Origin of the sequence: Reyranella sp. (assembly GCF_004297405.1) — a bacterium.
Classification (GTDB): domain Bacteria; phylum Pseudomonadota; class Alphaproteobacteria; order Reyranellales; family Reyranellaceae; genus Reyranella.
The window spans coordinates 50,600-73,918 of record NZ_SCVC01000049.1 but is presented as its reverse complement, the minus strand read 5'-3'; the positions used below and the strand labels follow the sequence as shown (position 1 = coordinate 73,918).

At 60.8% G+C, this 23,319-nt stretch carries 17 protein-coding genes and 4 pseudogenes; 8 read left to right on the top strand and 13 right to left on the bottom strand.

Annotation, left to right across the window (positions count from 1 at the left end; genetic code table 11):
• Window positions 1-7: 7 nt before the first annotated feature.
• The 3 genes from EPO50_RS31090 to EPO50_RS31080 form a co-directional block, all read right to left on the bottom strand.
• Window positions 8-1,948 (bottom strand): AMP-binding protein, encoded by a 1,941-nt coding sequence (locus tag EPO50_RS31090; protein ID WP_296350934.1) that lies wholly within the window; start codon window positions 1,946-1,948, stop codon window positions 8-10.
• Window positions 1,945-2,739: an ABC transporter ATP-binding protein gene (locus EPO50_RS31085; protein ID WP_296350932.1), complete on the bottom strand. Its 795-nt coding sequence runs from the start codon at window positions 2,737-2,739 to the stop codon at window positions 1,945-1,947. Before EPO50_RS31085 ends, EPO50_RS31090 begins: the two co-directional genes overlap by 4 nt.
• A 307-nt stretch (window positions 2,740-3,046) precedes the next feature.
• Window positions 3,047-4,744 carry an amidohydrolase family protein gene (locus EPO50_RS31080; RefSeq protein WP_296350929.1) on the bottom strand — a complete coding sequence of 566 codons (1,698 nt, stop codon included), beginning with the start codon at window positions 4,742-4,744 and terminating at the stop codon, window positions 3,047-3,049.
• 332 nt (window positions 4,745-5,076) lie between these two features.
• Here EPO50_RS31080 and EPO50_RS31075 point away from each other — a divergent pair, with 332 nt between their 5' ends.
• The 6 genes from EPO50_RS31075 to EPO50_RS31050 all read left to right on the top strand — a co-directional run bounded on the left by EPO50_RS31075 (window position 5,077) and on the right by EPO50_RS31050 (window position 12,505).
• Window positions 5,077-6,171, top strand: coding sequence for an LLM class flavin-dependent oxidoreductase (locus EPO50_RS31075; RefSeq protein ID WP_296350926.1), 1,095 nt, complete (start codon window positions 5,077-5,079; stop codon window positions 6,169-6,171).
• A gap of 3 nt (window positions 6,172-6,174) precedes the next feature.
• Window positions 6,175-6,972: an SDR family NAD(P)-dependent oxidoreductase gene (locus tag EPO50_RS31070; RefSeq protein ID WP_296350924.1), complete on the top strand. Its 798-nt coding sequence runs from the start codon at window positions 6,175-6,177 to the stop codon at window positions 6,970-6,972.
• A 15-nt stretch (window positions 6,973-6,987) separates the two neighbouring features.
• Window positions 6,988-8,448, top strand: a complete 1,461-nt coding sequence (locus EPO50_RS31065; protein WP_296350922.1) for an NAD(P)/FAD-dependent oxidoreductase — start codon at window positions 6,988-6,990, stop codon at window positions 8,446-8,448.
• A 195-nt stretch (window positions 8,449-8,643) separates the two neighbouring features.
• Entirely contained in the window at window positions 8,644-9,900 is a 1,257-nt protein-coding gene (locus tag EPO50_RS31060; RefSeq protein ID WP_296350921.1) for a hypothetical protein, read from the top strand.
• Between the two features lie 16 nt (window positions 9,901-9,916).
• The gene (locus EPO50_RS31055) at window positions 9,917-10,438 is read left to right on the top strand and encodes an OB-fold domain-containing protein (RefSeq protein ID WP_296350919.1); all 522 of its coding nucleotides are present in this window, start codon (window positions 9,917-9,919) and stop codon (window positions 10,436-10,438) included.
• 1,182 nt (window positions 10,439-11,620) lie between these two features.
• Window positions 11,621-12,505 (top strand): helix-turn-helix domain-containing protein, encoded by an 885-nt coding sequence (locus EPO50_RS31050; protein WP_296350918.1) that lies wholly within the window; start codon window positions 11,621-11,623, stop codon window positions 12,503-12,505.
• 476 nt (window positions 12,506-12,981) lie between these two features.
• Here EPO50_RS31050 and EPO50_RS31045 read toward each other — a convergent pair.
• The 10 genes and pseudogenes from EPO50_RS31045 to EPO50_RS31000 all read right to left on the bottom strand — a co-directional run.
• Window positions 12,982-14,042: pseudogene (locus tag EPO50_RS31045) on the bottom strand (IS3 family transposase); the annotation flags it as partial.
• An 84-nt stretch (window positions 14,043-14,126) separates the two neighbouring features.
• Window positions 14,127-14,526: pseudogene (locus tag EPO50_RS31040) on the bottom strand (transposase); the annotation flags it as partial.
• 167 nt (window positions 14,527-14,693) lie between these two features.
• Window positions 14,694-16,340: an NAD(P)/FAD-dependent oxidoreductase gene (locus tag EPO50_RS31035; protein WP_296350916.1), complete on the bottom strand. Its 1,647-nt coding sequence runs from the start codon at window positions 16,338-16,340 to the stop codon at window positions 14,694-14,696.
• A 155-nt stretch (window positions 16,341-16,495) separates the two neighbouring features.
• A complete protein-coding gene (locus EPO50_RS31030; protein WP_296350913.1) occupies window positions 16,496-17,410 on the bottom strand; it encodes an alpha/beta hydrolase in 915 nt (304 codons plus the stop codon).
• A 69-nt stretch (window positions 17,411-17,479) separates the two neighbouring features.
• Window positions 17,480-18,016 carry an alcohol dehydrogenase catalytic domain-containing protein gene (locus EPO50_RS31025; RefSeq protein WP_296350912.1) on the bottom strand — a complete coding sequence of 179 codons (537 nt, stop codon included), beginning with the start codon at window positions 18,014-18,016 and terminating at the stop codon, window positions 17,480-17,482.
• A 52-nt stretch (window positions 18,017-18,068) separates the two neighbouring features.
• Window positions 18,069-19,655: a long-chain fatty acid--CoA ligase gene (locus EPO50_RS31020; RefSeq protein WP_296350910.1), complete on the bottom strand. Its 1,587-nt coding sequence runs from the start codon at window positions 19,653-19,655 to the stop codon at window positions 18,069-18,071.
• Between the two features lie 43 nt (window positions 19,656-19,698).
• Window positions 19,699-19,890 (bottom strand): hypothetical protein, encoded by a 192-nt coding sequence (locus EPO50_RS31015; RefSeq protein ID WP_296350908.1) that lies wholly within the window; start codon window positions 19,888-19,890, stop codon window positions 19,699-19,701.
• Window positions 19,891-20,280: 390 nt separating this feature from the next.
• A pseudogene (locus EPO50_RS31010) lies at window positions 20,281-20,382 on the bottom strand (metal-sensing transcriptional repressor); the annotation flags it as partial.
• A gap of 24 nt (window positions 20,383-20,406) precedes the next feature.
• Window positions 20,407-20,712, bottom strand: a complete 306-nt coding sequence (locus EPO50_RS31005; protein ID WP_296350906.1) for a putative 2OG-Fe(II) oxygenase — start codon at window positions 20,710-20,712, stop codon at window positions 20,407-20,409.
• 436 nt (window positions 20,713-21,148) lie between these two features.
• Window positions 21,149-22,376, bottom strand: a pseudogene (locus tag EPO50_RS31000) (ABC transporter substrate-binding protein).
• A 171-nt stretch (window positions 22,377-22,547) separates the two neighbouring features.
• Here EPO50_RS31000 and EPO50_RS30995 point away from each other — a divergent pair.
• The gene (locus tag EPO50_RS30995; protein ID WP_296350904.1) at window positions 22,548-22,733 is read left to right on the top strand and encodes a hypothetical protein; all 186 of its coding nucleotides are present in this window, start codon (window positions 22,548-22,550) and stop codon (window positions 22,731-22,733) included.
• A 139-nt stretch (window positions 22,734-22,872) separates the two neighbouring features.
• A complete protein-coding gene (locus EPO50_RS30990) occupies window positions 22,873-23,217 on the top strand; it encodes a GAF domain-containing protein (protein WP_296350903.1) in 345 nt (114 codons plus the stop codon).
• Window positions 23,218-23,319 lie beyond the last annotated feature (102 nt).

Genomic DNA, 23,319 nt, shown 5'->3' with positions numbered 1-23,319 from the left:
CCTTTCCTCAAGCCGCCCGCCGAATCGGCGGGGCCGATACGAGGTCGTGGATGATGATGATGGATGTCATGGTCGACTTGCGACCATCCTCGAAGGTGATCTCCACGGTGACCTCGGCGCTGTTCTTGCCGCCATAGAAGGCGTCGATTACGTTGGCGTACTTTTCGGCCACGAACTTGCGGCGCACCTTGCGGGTCCGTGTCATCTCGGCATCGTCGGCCTCGAGTTCCTTGTTGAGAAGCAGGTAGCGCTTGGCCTGCTGCATGTCCGGAAGCGTGGCATTGGCCTTGGCGATCTCCTCGCCGATCAGCTTCGCCACCTCGTCCTTGCGGCTTAAGTCCATGAAACTTGTGTAGGCAAGACCGCGCTTCTCGGCCCACGTGCCGACGGTCTGCATGTCGATGGCGATCATCGCCGCCACGAACGGCCGATGATCGCCGAAAGCCACGGCCTCGCGGATGAACGGGCTGAACTTCAGCTTGTTCTCGATGAACTGCGGCGCGAAGGCCGAGCCATCGGCGAGCTTCCCGACATCCTTGGCGCGATCGATGATGACGAGGTGGCCCTGCTTGTCGAAGAAGCCGGCGTCGCCCGTCTTCAGCCAGCCGTCGGGGGTCACGGTGTCGCGTGTCACCTCCTCCTGCTTGAAGTAGCCCTTGAAAACGTTGGGCCCTTTCAGCAGGACCTCGCCTCGGTCGTCAATTTTGACCTCGACGCGCGGCATCGGCCGGCCGACCGTATTGGGGTTGGCCTCCGCGTCGGCCTGGCAGGCGATCATCGCCGTGGCCTCGGTGGCTCCGTAGATCTGTTTCAGGTTGATGCCAAAGGAACGGAAGAAGCGATAGGTATCCGGGCCCAGAGGCGCCCCGCCGGTGTAGCACCAGCGGGCATTGCGCACGCCGAGCTGATCGCGCACTGGTCCGTAAACTAGGATCTCACCCAAGGCGAGGCCCGCGTGCTCGATAAGGGTCAAAGGCTTACCATCGGTCCGCTTGAGTTCGCAGCGCTCGGCCAATGCACGAAAATGCTCGAAGGTGCGGCGCTTAAGCGGCGAAGCGTCGTCTGACTTAACCTGCATCGTGGTCAGCATGTTTTCCCAGATGCGCGGCGGCGCCAGCACAGCGTCGGGGCCAAGCTCGCGCAGGTCGCGCTGCACGGTCTCTGGATTCTCCGGACAGTTCGCCGTGGCCTTCGCGACCAACGCCATACCGAGCGAGAAGGCTGCGTCGCCGACCCAGGCCATTGGCAGGTAGGACAGCCAATCGTCACCCGCCTTGATCTCGTTCACCTCGACGAAAGCCTCGGCCGTCGCGATCATGTTGCGGTGGCTCAGCATCGCGCCCTTAGGTGCGCCGGTTGTGCCCGATGTGTAGGCGATCATCGCCGTATCGCCAGCCGCACCCTTGGCGACTTCCTTGGCGTAAAAATCCGGGTTCGCTTTTCCGAACGCTCTGCCCGCTTCCATCACGCTTTCGAATGAGCACAGGATCGGATCGTCGTAGGCCCACATGCCGCGCGGATCATCGAACACAATCGAACGCAATCTGGGCAATTGGTCTTTGAGCGACAGCGCCTTGTCGACCTGCTCCTGGTCTTCGGCGACGATCACCGAGGTCTCGGCGTGGTTCAGCACATAGACCAGCTCCGAGGCGATCGAATCCTGGTAGACCGGCACTGAAATGCCACCCAGCACCTGTGCCGAGAGTTGGGCGAAGTAGAGTTGCGGACGGTTGTCGCCGATCACCGATAGCTTGTCGCCGCGCCCGAAGCCTAGCGACGCCAGCCCGAGAGCGAAATCCCGCACGTGGCCCTGGTAGTCGGCCCACGTATAGGTGTGCCAGACGCCGCGCGTCTTTTCACGCATGCCCGCACCGCCCGGATCGGTGGCGGCGTTACGCGCCACAAGCTTGGGCAATGTGTCGGTCTTAGGGGAGTCGACGAGACTCATACACGGCCTCCGCTTTTGGACGTGCCGAGATAGGCCTCGACCACTTTGCGGTGGCGTTGCACCTCATCGGGCGTGCCCGTAGCGATACACCGGCCGCGGTCGAGCACTACAACCTTGTCGGAAATATCCATGACCACGCCCATATCATGCTCGATCAGGACGACCGTCACGCCGCGTTCCTGGTTCACATCCAGGATATAGCGCGCCATGTCTTCCTTTTCGTCCTGGTTCATGCCGCCCATCGGCTCGTCGAGCAGCAGCACCTTGGGATCATTTGCCAGCGCCCTTCCCAGTTCGACTCGCTTGCGCAGGCCGTAGGCCAGCGCCGCTGTGGGCTGCTTGCGCAGGTCCTGGAGCTTCAGGAACTCGATGATCTCCTCGATCGCCTCGCGATGGGCAATGTCTTCCTTCTGCGCCATGCCCCAATAAATGACGCTCGACAGGACGCCGGCCTTCATCCGCACGTGCCGACCGAGCATCAGATTGTCGAGAACGGTCAGTCCGCTGAACAGGGCAATGTTCTGGAAGGTACGGCCAATGCCCAGCGCCGCGATGTCGCTCGGCTTCTTCTGGGTGATGTTCTGGCCGTCGAGCACGACGCGGCCGGTATCAGGCTTGTAGAAACCCGAAATCATGTTCAGAAGCGAGGTCTTGCCGGCACCGTTGGGGCCGATGATCGACAGGATACCTCCGCGCGGTACCTCGAGCGATACGTCCTGGACGGCGGTGACGCCGCCAAACTTCTTGGACAAGGTAGCGACGCCGAGGATCGAAACGTCATCCAACTTCAATTGCCTTTCAACGCCTTAGCTGCACATCTGAACATCTCCTGATTCGTGCGATCATGGTCATGTCCAAGCACCTGCAGGCCGGGCAACGGGGCAGAGCAAGCCTGGCACAAACACGTTCCAAAGAAATGATTGCTCACATCCAGCGTCCTACCCGTCGACCATTTTTTCTAATGACTATTTGGTTTTGAGTCACCCTATTGGTGATGGGGCGGAACCGTCAAGAGGAATGAACGGCATTCGAGATCTTAAGAGGTTCCGCTGCTCGAACTACGCAAGCGACAAGCGTAGAGAGCGATTGCTTCAACCTTTACGCGTCTGCTCGACCACGCCGCAATAGACGTCCCGGCATTGCCGATGTCGAGTGGTTCAAGAGGTCCCGATTGGATTGCCTCACCATCGTACCGTTCACAACTACGGCCTCAACACCCGCTGCGTCGGAAACAAGACGGTCGGCGCCGCTCGGAAGGTCAAAGACCCGGCGAACCTTGCCACTACCGACTGTTCCCGGATCAAACACCACAAGGTCCGCGGGCATGCCCAAAGCAATCAAGCCTCGATCTGAAAGCCCAAATACTTCGGCCGGACGACTGGTTAGCATTCGCACGGCCTCTTCCAGCGAAAATGCCGCTTTTTCGCGAACCCAGTGGCCAAGCAGATAGGTCGGCAGGCAGGCATCGCAGAGCTGACTTGCATGGGCGCCAGCGTCCGACAAGCCGATCACGGTACAAGCACTCTTCAACAATCCTTCAACTTCGGCTTCGTCATGATTTGCTACAGGCATACGGAAGCGCGCATCTAGATTTGTTGCCAGCGCGAGATCGAGAAGCAAATCAGTCGGTTTGACTTTTCGTTCTCGTGAAACCTCTACCAACAGCCGTTCTTCCAACTTCGGGTCGGGGCTGAACTGCGAAATGACCGTCTTTGCGAACGCTGACCGGAAGGACTCTCTTGCACCCCGTTCCATCAGTTCAGCGAAGCCAGCCCGAAAGCCAGAACTGGCATAGATGCGACGCTTGCCATCCTGATCTGCCGCGGCAACCGGCTTGAATAAGGACATCGGCTCGAAAAGGAAGGGCTGCCTCAACTGGTACTCAAACATAAGCGCGCGAGGCGTTACTTGCGGGAAGATTGGCAATCCCTCCGCCGCCAACTCCTCAGATCGACGAAGCTGTTCTCGGTGATCGCCCGCTCCGAGTGACAGCCCTGTGAGCAATGCCGTCCAGGTGACAGGACGACCGGTCGCCCGTGCAATTTCTGCGAATTCCTCCAAGAACAGCTCTCTACCGACGGTCGCTTGGAAAATTCCGCTGCCTACCTCACCTAACACCTTCGCTAGTGAAATTATCTCCGACACTTCCGCCGCCCGGCTCGGAACCGGCTTGCCGCCGTAGCCTACGTGGGTTGAAGCCTTCGAAGTGGCGAACCCGACTGCCCCGGCAACAAGCGCTTCCCGAACCAGTTCACGCATACGCGCTAGTTCGTCGGGCCGCGCCGGCCGTTCGACAGCTTCCTCCCCCATGACGTAAAAGCGCACGGGCGTATGACCGATGAGAACGCCGACATTGATCGCACTGCCTCGGCGCTCAATCGCGTCGAGGTACTGAGGAAACGATTCAAAGGGCCAAGTCGGCCCAAGCCCAGCCTCCAACGCGTCGACGCTCATGCCCTCGACTTTTTCCAAGGTTCGAAGAATCAGATTGCGGTGATCCGGCCGCGTCGGCGCAACGCCAAAGCCACAGTTCCCCATCACGACGGTGGTAACGCCATGCCAAGGCGATATGCTGAGCATCCGGTCCCACATGATCTGAGCATCATAGTGGGTGTGAATGTCCACGAAGCCAGGCGCCACGATCAACCCGCTGGCGTCGACCGTTTGTTCACCTTTGCCAGATATCTCGCCGATAGCGACAATTCGGCCATCCTTTACGCCGATATCGCCGCGGAAGCGCTCCCGCCCCGTGCCATCTACAATACTGCCGCCGACAATCTTCAGATCGTAGGTCATACCACGCACCCCTCGCCGCACTGGCCGTAGCTGAAACGCCCGATCGACAAGCGCAAGGCGGTCGGCACTCGAACCGCTGCCGAAAGCTTCACCCTGTTCCCGCCGAAGAGAGATCTCGGCGGTTGCGCTTCACACATAAGGCAATCGCGATCTGCTTCCAGATTGGTATTGCACACGGCATAAATTCTAATTAATGCTAGAAATAGTCAAGCATCAAATGAACGTTTTCTCGCCTCTTCCAGAGTGAACTTCCGATGGCGCTGCAGAGGATGAAACTTTTCTTCGTTGACCGATTGCTCCACATCTGAGGAAACGCCGCGATGCATGTCGGAATGAGCACATTCTTTCAGAACCTGTCGGGTCTGACAGACCGTGAGGTTTACCGTCATGAAGTCTCGATGGCAGATCTCGCTGAGCCCCTTGGCTTCGATTCGATCTGGGCTGCCGAGCATCACTTTGACCACTACACAATGTGCCCAAACGTTGCGCAGTTCCTGACCTATATGGCCGGCCGCACCAAGCGCGTTAAACTTGGATCTATGGTCATGGTGCTTCCCTGGCACGATCCGGTTCGTCTGGCCGAAGAAGTCTCCGTCCTCGATCACGTTTCCGACGGCAGAGCAATTCTGGGCATCGGGCGGGGACTTGGGCGCATCGAATTCGATGGCTTTCGTGCGCCTATGGGCGAGTCCCGTCAGCGTTTTGTGGAGTACTCTGAGGCGATTCTAAACGCCTTGGAAACAGGCTGGATCGAGAGCGCAGGCCAACTCTACCGCCAGCCAAGAACAGCGATCCGACCCTCTCCTCACGCCAGCTTCAAGGGACGCGTGTACGCTTCAGCGGTATCTCCGGAGTCTGCCCGTATCATGGCCCGGTTGGGCGTCGGTCTTTTGATCATCGCGCAGAAACCTTGGGACAAGACGATCGCCGAGCTCAACGCGTATCGTGAAATATATCGGGAAATTCACAACGACGCGGAACCGCCGAAGCCGATAGTCGCTTGCTTCATTTGTTGCAACGAGGATGCAGCAACCGCGGAGGCAATGCATGGAAAGTACACTCGTGGCTACAGCCGCTCAGCGCTTGATCATTATGAGTTTCACAATGAAGGTCTCGCCGACATCAAAGGATACGAGTACTACGGCGCTCTAGCGAAGAACATACGAAAGCACGGCGTCGATGTCTTTGTGAATTTCCTTGCGGACCTGCAGGTACGCGGGACGCCACAGCAGGTCTACGACCAGATGCTTCAGTATCAGCATCTCACCGATTGCGCCGGCTTCATAGGTATTTTCAGCTTCGGCGGGATGCCCCATGACGCGGCTGAAGCGAACATGCGCCTCTTCGCGAAAGATGTTCTTCCCCGACTCCAGGCATTGGACGTTGGTGCATCGGTTGGAACGCCCCTGGCGATCGCAGCTGAGTAGCCAATGGTCGAGACAGGTCTCGGTCGCAAATCAGTACTGGTCACGGGCGGCGCGTCCAACATTGGGCGCGCCATCGTGTTTGCCTTGGCCCGGGAAGACGCAAATATCGTCTTTGCCGACATCGACGAAGAGCAGGCACAGCGAACACTGAAGGATGCCACCAAGCAAGGCAAGGGGCGGATCAGCTTCCAAGCAGCGGACGTGACAAAGGACGAAGACGTAACCGCGCTCGTCGAGCGCACGATGGCCGAACACGGACGCCTCGATGTCCTGGTCAACAACGTCGGATGGGACCGCCCGTCAGCGTTCGCTAGACAGTCGACGATGCACTGGCGGCGACTGATCGAGATCAATCTAGTATCGACGATCTTGTGTACCCAAGCTGCATTGCCTCGGCTTATCGACGCCGGTGGGGGCGCGATTGTCTCTGTCAGCTCGGATGCCAGCTTTGGCGAGCCTCGCGAAACGGTCTATGGGGCAGCGAAGGCCGGCGTAAATACCTTCATGAAGGCAATTGCGAAGGAGTACGGCCGCCACGGCATCCGGTGCAATGTTGTAGCTCCCGGCCTGATCTTGCCGACAGCCGCTGAAGAGATCGGCACGAACAGCCTATGGGTCGGCCGTGACGCCTTCTTTTCCGATGATCAAGTGGAGAAAGCTAGAAAAGTGATTCCCCTCGGCAAGGTTGGGCGAGCCGACGATATTGCGAATGCAGTGCTGTTCTTCGCCTCACCCGGCATGGCTGGACATATCTCCGGGCAAGTGCTGAGCGTGAGCGGCGGCTATGCAACCCCAGGCTGAATTAAAGGTGGCAGTGTGAGTAGGCGTTTCGCGATCATCGGTGCGGGCATGTCGGGCATCCTGACGGCCATCAAGCTCAAGCAGCGCGGCGTCCGGGACTTCGCGATCTACGAGAAGGCCGGTGGCTTGGGCGGCACCTGGCGGGACAACACCTATCCCGGCTTGTCGTGTGACGTACCGAGCCATGTCTATGCCTATTCCTTCGAACTGAAGCCCGACTGGTCTCATCGCTTCTCGCCGGGCGCAGAGATCCAAGGCTATTTCGAGGGTGTAGCGAAGAAATATGGGCTCGACAGCCACTTTCGTTTCAACAGCGAGATCGTACGCGCCGAGCATCACGACGGACGCTGGCATCTATCGATCAAGGACGGTGCCACCGATGTCGTGGATTTCGTCATCTGTGCCACTGGGGTGCTGCATCACCCGGCCTATCCCGACATCCCGGGACTCGGCGACTTCGAGGGTGCCTGCTTCCATTCAGCGCGCTGGGATCATTCCGTGCCGCTCGAGGGCAGGCGGATCGGGATCATCGGTACAGGCTCGACAGCGATCCAGATCGTGCCAGCTCTGGCCGATATCGTGTCGAAGCTAACGCTCTTCCAGCGTACGGCTCAGTGGGTTTTACCGCTCGCCAACCCTGCGTACAGCGAGGATGAGAAGGCGATGTATCGCGCTTCGCCCGAGCAGCTGCAGCAATCCTACGATTTCTGGTCGGCGCGCTTCGTTGATACCTTCGCGCGCGCCGTCATCGGCGACCAGGACGGGCTGCGGAAGATCGAGGCGGCCTGTCGAACCAACCTCGAACAGAACGTCGTCGACCCCGATCTGCGACGGCGGCTGACACCCAACTACCGCGCCGCCTGCAAGAGGCTCATCATGTCGGATGCGTTCTATCCGGCGATGCAGAAGCGCAATGTCGCGCTGGTGACCGACGGCATCGACCGCATCGAGCCGGGTGGCGTGCGGACCAAGGACGGTGTCCTGCATGAGCTGGACGTGCTCGTGCTGGCGACCGGCTTCGACGGACATGCCTTCCTGCGGCCAATGGAAGTGGTGGGCGAGAGCGGCCGACGCCTCGCTGACGCCTGGGCCCAGGCCAATGAGGCCTACCGCTCGGTGGCGGTGCCCGGCTTCCCCAACTTTTTCATGCTGGTCGGTCCCAACAGCCCGATCGGCAATTTCTCGGTAATCCTGATCTCCGAGATTCAGCTCGCCTACATATTGCAGCTCGTCGATTTGGTGCTCGGCGGGAAATGCCGCTCTGTAGTGCCGAAGGAGGAGGCGACTCGCCTCTTCAACATCGCGCTGCGCGAGGCCATGAAGGGCACTGTCTGGGTGACCGGCTGCCGGAGCTGGTACCTCGACCGCAACGGCAATCCCGCGCTGTGGCCCTGGAGCTTCGACCGCTTCCGCAAGGAGATGAACTCGCCCGACCTCGCGGACTTCGATCTCGCTTCAACCATCAGCTCGACATAGCCCAGTCGCAGAAGTGCGGGCCCATCCAAACCAGTCAAGAAAGGCCAAGCGATGGATGATCTGACAGCATTGATGTCGTTCCTTCGCAAGCAGCCGTCAATGTCTAGCGCGACAGTGGCCGAACGGCGCGCGGCCTACGACCGCGCTGAGCGAGGCAATAGGCGGCAACCCAGGCTGAAATAGGAGGAGGACTCCATGCCGATGCCGGCCGAGACCGACACCACGAGTCCCAAGTACCTTCGCGACAAGTACGCCATCGTCGGCGTGGGCGAGACGACCTATACGCGCGGCTCAGGAATAACGACGCGCGCGCTCGGCACCTGGGCGGTGCGCAACGCCATCGAGGACTCAGGTCTGAAGGCTTCCGACGTCGACGGCATGCTGTCCTACCAGTCGGGCGATTCGACCTTCTCGACCTTCATCGCCGGCGATCTCGGCCTCAGGCTCAACTTCTACATGGACGTGTTCGGCGGCGGCTCCTCGACCGAGGCGCTGGTCGGCATGGCGATGGGCCTGATGGAAGCCGGCATGTGCAAGGCCGTGGTGATCTTCCGCGCCATGAACGGCTTTTCCCAGGTACGCATCGGGGGTACCGGGGCGCGCGCCGTGGCGCCGGTCTCGGGCGACGCGCTGCACATGCGCGCCTACGGCTGGCAGAGTGCTGGCCAGATGTTCGCTCCGAGCTTCATGCGCCACATGCACGACTACGGCACGCGGCCCGAGCAGGTCGCAGCCGTGAAGGCGACGCACAGCGAGCATGCCTCGAACAATCCGAAGGCCTTTTACAAGAAGCGCTTCACCGTCGACGAGGTGCTGGCGAGCCGCATGATCTGCAAGCCGCTGCACCTGCTCGACTGCTGCGTGGAGACCGACAACGCCACGGCCGTGGTCGTGACCAGCGCCGACCGGGCCAAGGACTGCCGCCATCCGCGCGCCTTGATCAGGGGCGTCGTCGGGCGCTGCAGCAAGCCGCGCACCGACATGCACTACCAGACCGGCCCGATCTCGACCGTCGCTGGCCACTATGCCAAGGACATCCTGTGGCCCAATTCCGGCGTCGGTCCGGAGGACATCGACGTCACCGGCTCCTACGACGCCTTCACCTTCACCACCGTGCTGCAGCTCGAGGATTACGGCTTCTGCAAGAAGGGCGAGGGCGGGGATCACGTCTCCAACGGCACCATCCGGTTGGGCGGAAAGCGGCCCAACAACACCAGCGGCGGCCATCTCTGCGAGGGCTATACGCACGGGATGAACATGGTGATCGAAAACGTGCGGCAGCTCAGACACGACGCCGACGATTCCTGTCCCATCGGGCCCGACGGCAAGCGCCAGCACACTTATGACTATCGCGAGGGCGGCTGCCGGCAGGTCAAGAAGTGCGAGCTGACGGCCAACCTGGGCTGGGCCAATCCCGGCACGGGCTCGGCCATGGTCATGCGGCGCGACTGAGGGAAGGGAGAGAACCATGGGAATCCAGGCCACCTACCTCGGCATGCCGCTTCAGCTCGACGATCTCGACGTCGAGAACCTCGCCTTCTTCAAGCACTGCGCGGCGCACAACTTTCATCTCCAGAAGTGCGCCAAGTGCGGATTGCTGCGCTATCCGCCGACCACGGCCTGCCCGTGGTGCATGAGCCCCAAGTCGCAATGGGTGCCCGTCGACGCGCGCGGCGCCGTCCATTCCTACACCGAGGTCCATCACGCCATTCAGCCGGCCTTCAAGAGCCACACGCCCTATCTCATCCTGATCGTCGATCTCGACACTCAGAAGGGCAAGCCGACCGAACACGAGGCCCTGCGCGTCGTCGGCAACCTCGCCTTGCCGGACGGCACGCTAGCGCCGCCGGAGATGGTGCGTCGCGTAGGCATCGGCACGCGCGTCCGCATGGTCTTCTCCGGCGTGGCGCCGGGCCTGGCCCTGCCGCAATGGACCATCGACGAGGGCGTACTCCATCCCCCCATGCCGTGGCGTTATCCGCAGGACTGACGATAGGCAGGAATGGGATACGAAGTATGGTCGGTCATCGCTGGAGTGGTCCGGAGGTCTTGGAGGTCAAGGATCTAGTCGAGCCGCCTTTGCCGTTGGCGCGCGTACGGATCGCCGTCCGCGCCGCGGGCATCGCCTTTCAGGACACGCGGCCGATCGGGGGCAGTCCCAGACGAAACCACCGTTTCCAATCTGCCCGACAACGAAATCTGCGGTATTATTGCCGAGGTTGGCCAAGGCGACACGGATCTCAGATCTGGCGAGAAGGTCATCGCGCTGCTGCGCTACGGCGGCTACGCCGAGCAAGCGGAGGTCCCGCAGGGGCAGGCACAGAGTGCCGACCGACACAAGGAGCACGACGCCGCCGGCCTCGGCATGGACTACCGCACAACCTAGCAAGGGCTCGTCGATCGGGCCGGACTGAAGCCTGGCTCGATCGTCGTGATGCGCGGCGCAAGCGGCGACGAGGGGCTCGCTGCCGTTCACTCGCCGCAACTCAGAGGGCGACCGTGATAGCCGCCCGCAAGCCTAAGGTTCCCGTTCCCATCTGACATGGACCGAATTTTCCAGACCTTCATCGATAGTCTTGCGGCGAGTTCCGATGAACGAGCGCTCCGCCTCACGATGGAAGCGGCTGCAGCGGCGGTCGACTTGGCGTGTTTTGCCTATCTGGCACTGCCGCGAGCAGCAGGGGGGCGGCGCGCGGCTTATTTCGAACTATCCAACAGTGTGGACAACAGGCCAATCTGCGTGAGCGGACGCGGCCCACGACAGGCCAACGAGCAAGGCGGATGCAGCCCGCAGCACCATGAGGTAGGCTCCTCTTACAGGTACTTCGTGATGTCCTTGAGCTCGTCCAGTGATGCAGCGGTCTGAGGGGCCATCGGTCTGACCGGCGTTGTCGACTATGCGCTATCTGGTTTGTGTCAGGCTGTCGCGGTGAGTGCGGCGTGGGCGGATGTGCATCAGGCCAGGGTGATCGCCGCGCCTTTCCAGCACCTTGGCAACGACGGCTTCCTTGCGGATATGGCTCTTGGCGATGTGTTCCACCTCGAGGCCCGCGCTCGCCCCGTCTTCGCAACCCGGCCCGCTCCGGATGGCGACACCCGCTCCGGATAGCGTTTGACAGCTTTGCCGAATGACTCGATGATAAGAAAAAAACCTGACGGGAGGGATAAAACCATGGAGAGGCTGGTTCCGCCGGACGATATTCCGCGCTGGATTCCAGGGAAACTGACGCTGGACAGCAGCGGATCCCGATGGCGTGGCGTGACACTGAAAGGCTATGAGTACGCCGACCTTCATGTCGCCATTCCGTCGATGCGTGACTACATGATCGTTGTCTACGAAGGCGAAGCAGCCCGTATGGGACGACGATGCGGGGGACCTTGGGAGTATCATTGGGTCGAGCCTGGCGTAGTTTCTCTTTTGACGCGCGCGGAACAGTCGGAATGGGCGTGGTCACGGCCGATCTCGGTGTCCCACGTCTATCTCTCCCATGACGCGATCACCAAGGTTGCCGGCGACATTTACGACCGCAACATAGCGGATGTCGAAATCGGCGATAAGGTCCGCGCGGTCGACGACTTCCTCCCTTGGGTCAGCCGCAGGCTTCGGCAAGAACTGAGCGGCGGCGAGGTTGGCGGACGCGTGATGGTAGAGACTTTGCTTACGCAGGCTTGCGTGCATGTCCTGCGTAGCTTTGCCCACACCGAATTCCGCGAGCCAAGGAGTTCGGGTACCTTCACCCCGGCCCAGCGCAGGGTCCTGACCGAGTACTTGGCCGAGAACCTGAAAGGTGATGTCTCGCTCGCCGATATGGCTGGCGCGGTAGGGCTCAGCGTATTCCATTTTTCGCGCAAGTTCCGTGCCGAGTTCGGCTGTCCGCCGCATCAGTGGCTGGTACGCGAACGGATTAAGCGCGCGAGCGAGTTGATCAAGCGGCAATGTCTGCCATTAAAGGAAGTCGCGTACGAGGCGGGCTTCGCCGATCAGAGCCACATGACGAGGCTCTTCCGCCGGCTTTACAGAATGACGCCCGCTGAATACCGGCGGACTTTCGACTGATGGCGGGCGCGCGCTTGGACATGACGTGACTGGCTTAGAGACTTCTCTGATTGGGGCCCTTAAAGTCAAGCTGCTCCTGCTTCTCCTCACTCCACGCCGTCGGTTGGCATCTTATCTCGGTTCCGTGGGCTACTCGCTTCTCTTCGCGGTCGGCGCATTGGCCGCCGCATGATGGGTCAGAAGAGCAAGGCGTCCCAATTTGTCTTACGACCTTCGGTTCCGGACTCTCAACGATATCGCCTTGCCCATCGTCCCCACGGGGACGATACCTTCCGCTGGCGCGGATTTCTTGATGTATTGACCTGCCCTGATTCTTCGGACCACGGTTAAGTTGGAAGAACCGGCGTCTCCTGGTCTTTCGATTGTCCCAACTCGGACGGTGCGGCAACGGGCCGGGGCGCGAAGCCCCCATGTCGCGCAGCGTCCCGGCCCGTTGCGGAAGCGGGAGCTGCGTTGGTCTGTTGAAGCTTCGCGGTGAACTCGGCCGGCGTCAAATAGCCGAGGCTCGAATGCGGGCGAACTTCGTTGAAGTGTTTGCGCCAGGCTTCGATGACCACCTTGGCCTCGGCGCGAGACCGGAACCACTCCATGTTCAGGCATTCGTCACGGAACTTGCCGTTGAAGCTCTCCAGCGCACCGTTTTGCCAAGGCTTGCCGGGATCGATCAGTGCGGTCTCGATGCCCTGGTCGACGATCCACTTCAGCAGCGCCCGCGAGACGAACTCCGGGCCGTTGTCGGATCGCAGGTAAAGCGGCGCCCCGCGTTCGCTGACCAGCCGCGACAGCACCTCGATCACGCGGCCCGAGCGGATGCGACCGTCGACCTCGATCGCCAGCCCCTCCCGGGTCCATTCGTCGGTCACGGTCATGCACTTCAGTTGCTGGCCGTTGGCGCACCAGTCGAACACGAAATCGTACGACCACACCTGGTTCGCGCCGGTCGGCGCCTGCGGACGGGGCCGCCCGGTCGCGATCCGCTTGCGCGGGCGCTTGCGGGGTACCTGCAGCCGGGCCCGTCGCCACAGTCGCCAGCAGCGGCCCCAGCTCATGGCATGGCCCTCGCGATCGAGAAAGATGCGGATGCGCCGATACCCGAAGCGCGGGTACTGCGCAACCAGCGCCGCCATGCGCGCCAGCACAGGCGCATCCTTCTCGGCCTTCGTCGACCGGTAATCCAGAGCCGAACGGGCCACGCTCAGAAGCGTGCAAGACCGTCGTTGCGACAGGCCGCGGCGCCCTGCATACGCCACCTGCTCGCGACGGGCCGGCACGCCTACCATTTTTTTGCGGCGATCTCCTTCATCACCTCGATCTCCAGATCGCGCTCCGCCACCAGCTTCTTCAGCCGCGCATTCTCCTGCTCGAGCTGCTTCAGGCGCCGCACATCGTCCGGCTGGAACGACCCGAACCGTTTCTTCCAGGTATAGATCGCCTGATCGCTCACGCCGTGGCGCTTGGCCACTGTCGCCACAGGATCACGATCCGTCTCCTGCAGGATCCCCACGATCTGCTCTTCCGTGAACTTCGACTTCTTCATCCCCTGCCTCCTCTCGGAGGCCAGTCTCTCAACTAATCGTTGGTCCGAAAACCCGGGGGCAGGTCAGTATCTCGGTTTGTCTCCTTAGGCCGCGACGACGGTGATCGTCTTGACGTCTGGGGTCGCCGCCGGTTCGTGACCGAAGCGGAATTCCGCATCGTCGATCCACATATGGTGCAAAATTGTTGCGAGTTTGCGAGCGACCGCGACACGCGGGCGCGCCATTCCACGATGTTTGGCGATCTTCATGCCCATGCCCGCAAGGCACCATTTCTTGCTGCGAATGAGGAGCCGAATGCGCCGCTTCGTAGAGCGCCGTTCGCGCCAGTTCGTCGCCACATCAGTTGATCCGCCCTTGAAGATCCGTCTCGTGGGACTGGTAGCGTCGTGGGGTGAGCCCCAGATGAGCGCCGACGTCCCTCGATTTCCTGAACCGCTCGGGCTGGTCGATCGGCGCCCGGAACGCGAGCGCCGTCAGTGGACCTGATCCCACGCCATATTGCTCACTCATCCCGCAGGGGGGGGCCGCCATGGCCAACATCCTGATGTTTACCATGGTGAACCACATTCTCCCTGTGTTGCCTCGCGAATTCGTCCGGTTGGAACCACGGGCGACAGCATGAGCTTGCCGACGCCCGCATCGAGAAGAAATCACTGTGCGGCGATTTCTTCGGCATGCTTCTTGAGAAGCACGAAGTTGGGAAAGCCCTTGTCCGACTCCTCGTACAACGCGGCGCGATAGGCCGGCTGTCCGCCGATAAATGGCTGGATCTCAGGCCGTTTGCCCGGAACATTTGCTGCCATGTACCACGACTTCGCTTTCACGAAGAGGCTCTTTTCGGCCACGCCGTAGCAACGCTTGCCCCACGCCTCGGCCGCATCGCGTCTAGCTTCGAATCGGCGGACGCCCATTTTGTCCATATTCTCAATGAACTTCACAACCCAGTCGCCTTCGAGTTCACCGCCGGTCGGCCCATTGATAAAGGCCGAGGGGGACTGAAGCGCATAGGTGTAGAGCAGGTTTGGATAGCCGGGAACTGCCTTGCCTAGATAGGTCAGAGATTGCTCCTTCCACAGATCGCCGATCGTGCGGCCATCCGCATCCTTGATGTCGGCCGCCGAGATAGCGCCGGTGCAAGTGTCGAAGCCGATTGCATAGACGATTATATCGACCTCGTGCTCCTTGCCTCCGGCTACGATGCCTTTCTCGGTGATCCTCTCAATCGGTGTGGCCTTAAGGTCGACGAGATCGACATTATCCTGATTATAAAGGTCAAAATACCACTGCTGTAGACAGGGACGTTTCGTTCCAAAGGGGTGGGGCGGCTCGGTCGGGGCAAGAACCTCGACCAAATGTTTCTTCTTGATTAGCTTGCGCGTCTCATCGCGCCAGAAATTGTAGTGCGCGCGATTGCATTCATCATCGAAGAATAAATCCATCGGCGCCGCCAGCCAGAAGGTGAAGCCTTTCTGCTCCCAGTTAAAGCGCATGACTTGCTGGCGCTCATCCTCGCTCATCTCCTTCCACGGCTTGTTAATCAGGTCATAGGCAAAGCCGGCAAAGGTTTGTTTGGTCCTCTCCATCACTGGCTGGAAGAGCTGCCTAATCTTGTCGTATTCCTCGCGGGTATATTTCTCCTGTCCCATCGGTAGAGCGAGGTTGGGAGTCCGTTGGAAGACGGTGAGATGGTCCGCCTCGCGCGATGTTTCCTGGATGATCTGTACGCCCGACGCACCCGTGCCGATGACGGCAACCCGCTTGCCTTTCATCGCGACGCCGTCGCGCGGCCAACGTGCGGAATGATAGGACTGACCCTTGAAGGTTTCCGCGCCGGGAAAGGACGGCGTGATCGGTTTCGTCGTCGATCCCAGCGCGAGCAAAAGATATCGGGCGGTCCGGTTCTGGCCGTCGCTCGTCCTTACCTGCCAAACGCCGGCTGCCTCGTCGAACGTCGCCCCGCCGACGCTTGTCTTGAAGGTCATGTAGGGCCGGATACCCCATTTGTCCGCGACATAGTTGAAGTAGGATTTCAGCTCCCGCCAGCCGGGGAACTTCTCCGTGAAATAATAATCCTTCCAAAGCGCCGGGTCGGTGTACTGGTAGACCCATATCTCGGAGTCAACGCGGGCGCCCGGATAGTGGTTCTTATCCCACGTCCCGCCCGGCCCGTCGCCGTCGTCGAACAGATGCACCCTGTAGTTGCGCTTCACCAGCTCATGCAGGATATGAAGGCCAGAAAATCCAGCGCCGACGACTATCACATCCAGATCGGTGTCTTTGTTGACTTTAGCGTCCATGTTTGTTTCCTCCTTATACGATGAATATGTCGTGCGCCCTTTCTCCCCTGACAGAGCGCCAGGCGCAGGTATTTGGATCCCAATAGAGCACCATCGCGGAGCACAGACTTGCATTCATCCGGCTCGCGCGATTGGTACATTTCTCCCTGTGGGAATCAGCTCAGACCAAGCTTCGAGCGAACCCACTCGGCCATGCGCTTAACCGCATCGTCGGCTTCAGGCGCAGTTCCCGCGAGAAACTGGAAGACATGCTGCATGTCGGGGAAAACATCGATCCTAACGTCCACGCCCGCTTTCTTCGCTCGCTCCGCTATGCGCCGGCTGTCGTCGAGAAGAGTCTCGGCGTCTCCGACCGTGATGTATATCGGCGGAAATTTCGAATATTCGGTGTAAAGTGGATTTGCCAAAGGATCCTTTGGATTGCCCTTCTCACCGATGAAAAGACTACCCAAGGCCGTGGTGGTGTCTCGCGAAACCAGCGCATCCCTGTCCTTGTTCGTGTCGTACGTTTGGCCCGAGGTGTCCATTCCGGCCCAAGGGGACATCGGCATGGTTGCCACCGGAAGCGGCAACCCCTTATCCCGCGCGGCGGCGATTGTCGTGAGCGCAAGCGCGCCGCCGGCGGAGTCGCCCGTCAACGCGACATGTTGCGGCTTCAACCCCTCCCGCTCCAGTAACCAGCGATAGGCGGTGACCATGTCGTTGACAGGACCGGGATGCGGATTCTCGGGGGCGCGCCGGTAATCGACGATCAGCGCCCGGCAGCCGACCGCCTTGGCGATATGTCCAAAGAGCTTGCGGTGGGTGTACATCGAGCCGACGACATAACCGCCGCCATGCGAGCAAAGCAGAACGCGATCACGCACGGCACCGTGGGGGATCGCCCACATCGCCGGAATCCCTTCGACCTCGATCTCCAGGTAGTCGACGCCCCTCGGATCGGCGGTCACGTCGCCCCAATGGCTGAACAGACGTCGGATCTCTTCGAGGCCCATGTCGGGCTTGGCCGTCATTTCGGTGACCCATGACCGGTAGAGATCAGCGAGTTCTGCGGATTCCTTGCTTGGCATATCGGTACTTCCTTCCCTTGGTGAGTAAATAGTCGGTCCCCTCCACGTATGGACACGCGGCGGTTCCCTTCACGGAACGAGGCTTGCGCGCAGCACCGCGCGCCTGTCCGCCTGAGCAAAAGCCTCGTTGATCTGGTCCAGCGGAAGTTTCGCGCTGAGGAGTTGACCGAGCGTCAGCTTGTCTCGGTTGCGCTCAAACTCCCCGACGAAATGCGGCCATTCGGTAGCGTCGCCGGTCATCGCCTTGTCGATGTGGTCGCAGGCGGCGCGGCGTCCGCGCTGGCAGGAAGGGCAGTGGCCGCAGCCGGTGAAATAGGCGACGATAACGTGGTCATCTTCGTGAAGCGGCTCGCCGTGGCTATCGCGATCCACGTCCCGGCCGAGCGCGGCGATCATGCCCGTCATCTCGTGGCCTAGCACCGTGGCAGCTTGCCGCCGAGGCCAGCGAGCCGGAAGTCGCCGCGCCATGCATGCAGGTCCGACCCGCAGATTGTTGGTAATCCGCACACGCACGAGGGCCGCGCCGGGCCGAGGTGCCGGCACCGGCATTTCGGCCATATCGAAGGGCTTTCGCCGGAACAAGGTGACGCGGCCGGTTGCGGTCATTTATAAAGTTCTCCTGGCGGGGATGCGAGCAACAAGCGGATGAGGCTGGCGGTCACGAGGCGAGCGTCGCGGCGCGCTCGCGAAGGGAGCGCTTGTCAACCTTCCCGACGCCGGTTTTCGGCAGCGCCGGGACGAACACAAATCGATCCGGTATCCACCACTTCACGAAGCGGCGCGCGAGCCAGGCGCTGAGGTGAGCCGGGTCGAGTTCTTCGCTGTCCCGCACGGGCACGACGAATGCCACCGGACGCTCCTGCCAGCGCGCGTCTGGCATCGCCACGACCGCCGCCTCCAAAACGCCGGGACAGGCAGCGAGTTCGTTTTCGAGATCCACCGAGGAGATCCATTCGCCGCCGGACTTTACGAGATCCTTCGCGCGGTCGATGAGGCGGACCGAGCCATCGGAACCTTGCGTCGCAATGTCGCCGCTTCGCCACCACCCATCGGCGAAGCTGTCGCGGCTGCGCGTATCGCGGTAGTATTCGGTGGCGATCCAGGGACCTCGCACATGCACCTCGCCAGGGTGGCCGTCGTCGCGGGGCACGGGTTTTCCGCAATCGTCCAGCACCTTGAGTTCGACTCCGGGTACGGGAATGCCCTGCCGGATCCGAACCTTGATCCGCTCTTCCGGTCCGGCCTCAAACACGCTGCGCCGAACATGAGTGATCGTTGCTAGCGGCGCGGCTTCTGTCGCGCCCCAGGCGGTGAGGATGGGGACGTCGTACTCGTTGTGAAAGCGCTTCATGAGCGCCTCGGGCGTGGCCGAGCCTCCGAGCATGAGGCCGCGTAGGCTGCTGATGTCGCGAGGCTTCTTCTGCAGCTGTCCATAGAGCTCGACGCCGATCGTCACTGCGGCGGCGCAGAACGTGCAGCGCTCGGCCTCGATGAGACCGAGAATGTCCGCGGCAGTCGGGTGCGGGCCTGGCAGCACTATCGTCGCGCCGACGGCGACCGCAGCGTAGGGCAGTCCCCACGAGTTGGCGTGGAACATGGGCACGACCGGTAACACGATGTCATGCTCGCGGATGGCGAGGACATCGCTAAGGCAAAGCGCGAGCGTGTGCAGGTAGAGGCCGCGTTGGGTGTAGACGACGCCCTTGGGATCCCCCGTCGTGGCGGAGGTGAAGCACATGCCGCAGGGGCTGTTCTCGTCGAGCTCGGGAAATGCGAAGTCCGTATCGCCTGTCGCGAGGAAGCTCTCATAGTCAAAATCGCCGGGAGGCGCCGGCCGATCGTCCATGACGATGATGTGGCGGAGACTGCGCACCGAAGGAGCGACTCGTTCCACGGTCGGCAGGAGATCCGGATCCACGAAGAGGACCATGTCTTCGGCGTGGTTCATGATATAGGCGATGTGCTCATCGGTGAGGCGGATGTTCACCGTGTGCAGGATGGCGCCAAGGCACGGAACGGCGAAGTAGAGCTCCATGTGCCGGTATGTGTTCCAGCCCAGTGTCGCGACCTTGTCGCCCGGCTTGACGCCGAGTCCAGCCAGGGCGCTGGCGAGCTGCCGGGTGCGCCGGCAGTAATCGGCATAATGGTAGCGAAAGAGCTTGCCGTCGGCTTGCCTCGATACGATCGCGTTCTGCGGGAAGTAAGACTCCGTGCGCTCCAGGAAGGTCTTCAGGGTGAGCTGCATGGCGGTCGTCCTAAATGTCATGCCTGCGTTCTAAGCGGAAAGGTCAGTTTGCGAGATAGCCCCCCGTCCACGAGTAGCTCTGCGCCATCGATGATGAACGACGATTCGTCAGACGCAAGGATAGAGAATTGCGCAGCTTGTGCATGGCGTACAGCCCGCCGCACCCTGCTCCCACGACGACCGCGTCGTACGATCCCGGCTCAGATTTTACGTCAACAACCAACTGATCGTTCATTGGCCCCGTTTCCTTCCCCCTAAGCTTGGCGCCATCGGCGCGGAACATGCCACGCAGGCGGCACCAAGGTATGACGTCATGTATTCTACCGCGGGCCCTCGGCAGTCTTGATCGTTTCATATGCAACTATAGCACATTCTTGCTGTGTCGTTCGGTCGACTCTTGACGGTGCTCTGAGACCCATCTTTGGATCGCCCGCGGTTAGAGTTTCCGGGCTTTGTCATGATGGCGGGCTGGGTATGCCATCACGAGCAAGCAATGTTATCGGGGCCTTCTGCCCGATCGCCCCATGCGGACGCTCCTCATTGTACAACCAGGCTTGAGAACGCCCACGGGACGGAGTTCCGTGAAGTTCCAGCGGGCCGCGCGACTGCCGGGAGATGGGGCCGGTCACCTGCTCATGCAGTGATCTATGTGGTTGTGGATGAGCACCGTCTTCGCGTTCTCAAGCGCCTTCGTGACCGCTTGCATCTGCTGCGCGATCTCCAGGCAGCGGCCTACGACAACGGGCCCCCTTCACAGCGTAAGATTGAAGGCGACGGAAATGCGCTCGGCGGTACCGTGATAGATGCGCACTTGGTGCATCAGCCAGGCGGGGAACATCACAAGCCGGCCGCACCGCGGCCGCAGCCACTGAACGTGCGTATCCGAAAGGTCACTCATGCCAACATAGCCGAGATGCGGCGCATACATCAGCGGAAGGGGGCCGCGTGGGTCCATGAACTCCAGCTCACCTCCAAGCGACGGATCGGCATCAATGCCGCCATCGTCGACGTAGTAGACACTTGACCAGAAGGCGCCGGGGGTGTGAGTGGAATGCATTGCCCTGACCGCTGCGGTTTATATTGGCCCACATGTTCGCTCGCCACGTTACGGCAAAATGCTCGGGGTGAGGTCCTCTACCCGGCCTTCCCTCGCGATCCGTTGTCATGCGATTAGTGACGCTGCGGCCAAAGGCCAGTAGCTTAATCGCTGGCGTGCCGCCCCATTTTTCCATGTCGTCGCTCGACTGCCAGCCGCCCAGGTTGGAACGCACGCGGCCGGCGGGATCGGTTTTCTCGCGCTGCTTGATTACCTGACACAACTCAACGCTGAGCGATGCCGCGTCCGGCACATCGAACAGGACGATCGTCGTGGCAAACAGCCGAAGAGTGTCAAGCTCCGTTGCGCCTTTCATCTTCCCACCATCGAAACGCAGCCGCGGATTTCGAGTGACGCGCGCAGCTGCAGCCGACACATGGTGCCCGCTTGGCCAAGACTAGGTGCTTTCGTTTGACATCACTTCGCCGAATAGCTCCCAAGTTTCCCCCTTGAAGCGCTGCAGGCGCTCCGATTGAATGGGATAGTAATCTGTTGGGCTGGTGTTGACGGTGATGCCGGGCAGCAACAGAGGGACGGCGAGCTTCCTGAGATTGGCCGCCCGTTTCATCACGTTGGCACGAGTCAGGTCGTTGCCACATTGCTCCAGCGTCTTGTGCATCGTGTAGGCGGCGGCATAACCGTAAACGTTGAAACCATCGTTCACGTTGGCGCCAGGGTTGTACTTTGCCATCCACTCACGCCAGAGGATCATATCGTCGGCATGATCCCACTGTTTGTCGGTGGGATCCTTCAGGTATGCCGCCGTGATGATCCCTTGGCCATTTTCATAACCGGCCGGCTTAAGAACGGCTGCGACGGATGACGAGACGTTGTTCAGGTAATGCGCTGGCTTCCAACCAATATCAGCCGCCTTGCGGATCGCCTGCGCAGCAAACTTTGGCGTTGTAACGTTGAGAAAGACATTGGCACCCGAATCCTTGAGCTGGATGATCTGCGAGTCGACAATCGGATCCGTGACCTCGTACGTCACGTGCTTGGCAATCTTATCAACGTTCTTTCCGAGGCCGTCGCGAAGGCCTCCATAGTAATCCTTGCCATAGTCATCGTTCTGCATGAGTACAGCAATTCGAGGATCCTTGACGGTCGCCAAAATGTGCTTGGCGTAGATCACCCCCTCCGTGTGGTAATCGGGCTGCCAACCCATGGTCCATGGAAACTCCTTTGGCTTGCCCCATTTCGATGCGCCGGTCGCTACGAAGAGCTGCGGCACCCTCTTGGCGTTCATGTATTTGTGGATCGCGGTGTTGCTCGGCGTGCCGAGTGTATTAAACAAGCAGAGCACCTTCTCTTGTTCCACCAGTTGGCGCACCACCTCAACAGCCTTGGGTGGACTGTAGCCGTCGTCCAATGTGATAAACTTGATTTTGCGGCCATTGATGCCGCCTTTGTCGTTCGCCATTTTCCAATAGCCATCAATGGCTTTGCCGATTACGCCATAGGCCGATGCCGGACCGCTGTACGGGTTGCAGTGGCCGATCTTGATCTCGGTGTTGCTGGCACCGTCGTCATATTTGTTTGCCCTTCTGCGCATACACGGTAACGCTGGACAATAGAGCTGCCGTCGCCGACGCGCCGCTTAGAAACCCGCGTCTCGTCGCACTCATAGTGGACTCCCCCTGTCGAAAAACCGGAATGGTGCTGATTTTTGAATTGTCATTCGATTTTCCGCGGCCGACAAGGTGTTTGCGTGCTATCACTCGCTGGAGACAGCGAATCAGCTCTGCAAAAAGGACATGCGCCACGGTCCCCGGCGCCCCGCGCTGCCGGAGCCACTGGTGGACCTCATCCTTCAGGCCTTCAGCGACGCCGTCATGCTCGCCGGCCTTTACACCCTGATGGCAGTCGGCCTGTCGCTGGGGTTTGGCGTCGTGCGGATCATCAATTTCGCCCAAGGCGAGATGATCATGCTGGGGGTCTATGGAGCGTTCTGGCTGTTTACATTGGTTGGTGTTGCCCCCTGATCTCACTCCCCGTCCTCGTCGTGGCAGGGTTCGCGCTCGGGTGGGCGCTGTTCGCGAAGGTGCCCAAAGCACCGCACATCAAGCAAATCTTGCTCACGTTCGGACTGGCTCTTGCTATCCAGCACATCGCAATAATCCTGTGGACCGGCAATGCCCGTTCGACGACACCAGCCTACGCCACATCGTCGTTTCTGATCGGCGATGTGCTCGTGGTGGACGGCCGCCTCATCACATCGTTCCCGGCGCCGCTTGGCATGAGTACAGCAGCGGCACCAATGCCGTGGGCACGGCCCTGGCGCTCGGTCGTCCGCTGCACATTCATTCCGAGGAACACTTCTGCGAGGTCGCCAAGCCGTGGAGCTGCACCGCCGCCGTGATCCGCGATCCGCTCGACCGACATATCGTTGGCGCGGTGGACATCACCGGGCCGCCGGACACGGTCAACGCCCAGACGTGGCCTTCCCCGCTCCGTTCGGACCGATGATCGAGAGGATACCGCCACGCGGTACGTCTAGCGATACGTCCTGAACGGCGGTGACGCCACCGAACTTCTTGGACAAAGCGACAACGTCAAGGATCGGAGCGT